The organism is Streptomyces sp. NPDC000229, from assembly GCF_040300825.1.
Classification (GTDB): Bacteria; Actinomycetota; Actinomycetes; order Streptomycetales; family Streptomycetaceae; genus Streptomyces.
Map to the genome: position 1 here is coordinate 1 of NZ_JBEPEL010000167.1, position 1,523 is coordinate 1,523.

Below are 1,523 nucleotides of genomic sequence, written 5' to 3' on the forward strand. Positions count from 1 at the left end.
GAGAGCGCTTCCCTGACACGGAAGAGGTCACTGGTTCAATCCCAGTATCGTCCACACCGTCCGGAGCCCCGGCCGCCTCTCGCGGCCGGGGCTTCCGTCGTACCCGGTCAGGACGAGAAGAGCATCCGTCCGAAGCTGCGGCGGTGGCCGTGGTGACCCTGGTGACCGTGGTGCGGGGCGCCCCAGGCGGGTGCGTGGGCGGCCGGCGGCGGGGGCGGGGCCTGCTGGACCCACTGCGACTCCAGGCGCGTCAGGGCCTCCAGCTCACCGAAGTCCAGGAAGATCCCCCGGCAGCCGCTGCACTGCTCGATCTGGACGCCATTGCGGTTGTAGGTGTGCATGGGGGCATGGCACTTGGGACACTGCATGCTCGGCTCAACTCCTCGCCGTTCGGATGGTGTCCTCACCCTACGACGGGGATGCGGCGTCCAACTCGGGTGGGAGTGTCGCGATTCTGGTACAAGCTTCCACGACACTCACCTCGACCTCGTCCAACTCCCGCTCCTCGGCAGTGCTCTTGGCGATGGCGAGGGCGGCCGTCTGGACGGTCAGGGCGCGGGCCGGCACGTCGAGGCGGGCCCAGGGGTCGCCGTCCGCGGGTACGGCCGGTCCGCCCGCCGCCCGGTAGGCGCCGAGGAACCGGTCCCACACGGCGGGCGCCAGCAGGCCGGCCGCGTACCAGGCGGCGGGCCGGGCGAGGTCCCAGGCGGGGTCCCCGAGGCCCAGGTCGTCGACGTCGATGAGCAGCCAGGGGCCGGTGGCGGCGGGGTGGCGGACCAGCTGGCCGAGGTGGAGGTCGCCGTGACAGACCCTGGCCTCGCCGGGCCAGGGCGCCTCGTCGCGGGCCCAGGCGGGCAGCCGCATCCACGCGGCCAGCACCGGCTCCGCCGCCGGGTGCGGACGGGCCGCCGTCATGCGCGCCACGGCCCGTGCCGCCTTGGCGGGCCCGCGCATGGGCGGCAGGGCGGGCAGCTCGGCGGGCGGCACGGAGTGGAGGCGGGCGAGCAGGGCGGCGGCCTCCTCCCAGGGGGCGGCGTCCGGGTCGTCGGGGTCGACGGGGCTCCCGTAGGGCCAGGCGCTGACGGGCCGCCCGCGCAGCTCCGATGCCTCGGCCGACAGCGGCGGCAGGAGGACGCCGGCGAGACGCGGGTGGGCGGCGACGGCGAGGCGGGCGCGGTGGGCGGCGGTCTCGGTGTCCGGGGCGTGCGCCTTGGCGACGGCCCGGCCATGCCGGACGACGGTGCCGTCGGGGCGGTCGGCCAGTACGGTGCCGGGGTCGCCGCAGGCACGGCAGGGCACTTCGGCGTGCGCGGCCCGCCGGGCGATGACCCCGAGCTCCTGCACAAGCGGTTCCCTCTCCTTCTGCACGCCCCGACTCTACGGGTGCGGCGCCTGGCCGGGGCGGTTCGCCTGGCCGGGGCGGTTGCGGCCGGTGGGCCAGGGTCGGGGCCCCTCCGGGCTCACCTCCTCGCCGTCGGCGGGGCACCGAGCCGGTCTCGTGGCCGTATCTCGCCGCCGATCGT

2 protein-coding genes are annotated in these 1,523 nt (G+C 76.1%); both read right to left on the reverse strand.

Annotation, left to right across the window (positions count from 1 at the left end):
- Positions 1-107: 107 nt before the first annotated feature.
- Positions 108-368 carry a TFIIB-type zinc ribbon-containing protein gene (locus ABT360_RS35280; RefSeq protein WP_351825841.1) on the reverse strand — a complete coding sequence of 87 codons (261 nt, stop codon included), beginning with the start codon at positions 366-368 and terminating at the stop codon, positions 108-110.
- A gap of 40 nt (positions 369-408) precedes the next feature.
- Complete coding sequence (locus ABT360_RS35285; RefSeq protein ID WP_351825843.1) at positions 409-1,368, reverse strand: phosphotransferase family protein; 960 nt, start codon at positions 1,366-1,368, stop codon at positions 409-411.
- Positions 1,369-1,523 lie beyond the last annotated feature (155 nt).